This is a genomic window from uncultured Tateyamaria sp., from assembly GCF_947504105.1.
Lineage (GTDB): Bacteria > Pseudomonadota > Alphaproteobacteria > Rhodobacterales > Rhodobacteraceae > Tateyamaria.
The window spans coordinates 1-266 of record NZ_CANNGP010000197.1; the positions used below are offsets into that span (position 1 = coordinate 1).

At 55.6% G+C, this 266-nt stretch carries 1 pseudogene; it reads left to right on the forward strand.

The features are described from left to right. Positions 1-74: 74 nt before the first annotated feature. Positions 75-266 (forward strand): annotated as a pseudogene (locus Q1A75_RS24175) (transposase); the annotation flags it as partial.

The window sequence follows — 266 nt, forward strand, 5'->3', positions numbered from 1 at the left end:
TGACCGCAACCATAACAACAGAAAGAAACAGGAACGGATTCTACACCTGAACGGCCCGGATTAGGGGGCTGGGTCACATCGCCCCGGGAAAACCGATGCAGAACGGATTTGTGGAAAGCTTCAACGGACGCATGAGGGATGAATGCCTGAATGAGCACCTGTTCGAAAACATGCGTCATGCCTGCAATCTCATCGCCGCATGGCGCACCGACTTCAACCACCACCGTCCGCACTCAAGCCTCGCTGGCCTGACACCCGCGGAATAT